The following is a 1,885-nucleotide window of genomic DNA, read 5'->3' on the forward strand; positions in this document are numbered from 1 at the left end:
TCGGATGCGGACCAGCCGGAGTTGAAGGCCCGGTTGTCGGCGTTGCCGGAGGCGGAGCGTCAGCGGGCACTGCTGGACCTGGTCCGCACCCACGCCGCCGCCGCACTGGGACATTCCGGCCCGGACGCGATCAGTGTCGACAAGACCTTCCGGGACCAGGGTTTCGACTCTCTGAGTGCCGTCGAATTGCGCAACCGGCTCAAGGCGGCCACCGCACTGCCGCTTCCCTCGGCGCTGGTGTTCGACCATCCCACGCCGCGCGGAGTCGCCGACTTCCTGGCGGCCGGCCTTCTGACCGGTGGTGCGGCACCGGCAACGGGTTCTGTTCTGGACGGTCTGGCGAGGTTCGAGGCCGCGCTGTGGTCGGGGTCCATGGACGATCCCGAATACAAGACGGTCCAGGACCGCTTGGACGAAATCCTCTCGCGCATGCGGGAAACCACACCGTCCTTGATGGGTGGCTCCTCCGAGAGCGACATCAAGACGGCGTCCGTCGATCAGCTGCTCGACATCATCGACGACGAGCTGCTCGATCTCCCCTGACGAGTTCCGGTTGTTGCGGCAGGAAATGAGGATTACCAGTGCAGGATGAGCAGCAGGACAAGGTCGTTGAGTACCTGAGGCGAGTCACTGTTGATCTTCGTCGTGCTCGCGAACGTGTTCTGGAACTGGAACTCAAGAACAGTGAGCCGATCGCCATCGTCGGAATGGCGTGCCGGTTCCCAGGCGAGGTCGCATCCCCGGAAGAACTCTGGGAGTTGGTCGCCGAGGGACGGGACGTCATCTCGCCGTTCCCGGACGACCGGGGATGGGACCTGGAGACGCTGGGGGCCGACGGGTCCGGATCAAGTCTCGCCTCCGAGGGGGGGTTTCTCTCCGGGCCCGCCGAGTTCGATGCGGGCTTCTTCGGGATCTCGCCGCGAGAGGCCCTCGGAATGGATCCGCAGCAGCGGCTGTTGCTGGAGACCTCCTGGGAGACGCTGGAACGGGCCGGTCTCGACCCCGCGTCCCTGCGCGGCAGCCAGACCGGGGTGTTCGTCGGCACCAACGGACAGGACTACGCCGACCTTCTCTCGGAGACATCGTCCGAGCAGGACGGCCACGCGTCGACCGGGCTCATCGCGAGTGTGATCTCCGGGCGTCTGGCCTACACCTTCGGGTTCGAAGGCCCGGCGGTGACGGTGGACACCGCGTGCTCGTCGTCGCTGGTCGTGATGCACTGGGCAATGCAGGCGCTGCGGCAGGGCGAGTGCTCGCTGGCGCTGGCCGGTGGCGTGACCGTGATGTCCACGCCGCACGCGTTCGTTGAGTTCACACGGCAGCGTGGTCTGGCGGCGGACGGCCGGTGCAAGGCGTTCTCCGACGACGCGGACGGCACCGGCTGGTCCGAAGGCGTGGGCATGGTGGCCCTCGAGCGGCTGTCGGACGCGCGACGCCACGGCCATCAGGTGCTGGCGGTCGTGCGCGGTTCGGCGATCAACCAGGACGGTGCGTCGAATGGTCTGACGGCTCCGAACGGACCGTCCCAGCAGCGCGTCATCCGGCAGGCGTTGACGAACGCCGGTCTGACCGGCGCCGATGTGGACGCCGTCGAGGCGCACGGCACCGGCACCACGCTGGGTGACCCGATCGAGGCGCAGGCGCTGATGGCCACCTACGGGCAGGAGCGGGACAACCCGTTGCTGCTGGGGTCGATCAAGTCCAACCTGGGTCACACACAGGCGGCCGCGGGCGTGGCCGGAGTCATCAAGATGGTGCAGGCCCTGCGGGAGGGTGTGCTGCCGCGCACGCTGCACGCCGATGTGCCTTCCTCGCATGTGGACTGGGAGGCCGGCGCCGTCGAGCTGCTGGCCGAGGAAGCCGCGTGGCCGCAGAGCGACCGGAC

At 67.9% G+C, this 1,885-nt stretch carries 2 protein-coding genes; both read left to right on the top strand.

What is annotated here, in order from left to right:
- The coding region (locus H343_RS32735) for a phosphopantetheine-binding protein (protein ID WP_037905070.1) at nt 1-543 on the top strand (543 nt) is incomplete at its 5' end.
- A 38-nt stretch (nt 544-581) separates the two neighbouring features.
- Nucleotides 582-1,885 (top strand): beta-ketoacyl synthase N-terminal-like domain-containing protein (locus H343_RS0124640; protein WP_028433290.1); only part of this gene is annotated, 1,304 nt, incomplete at its 3' end.

It is taken from the genome of Streptomyces sp. TAA204 (assembly GCF_000424965.1).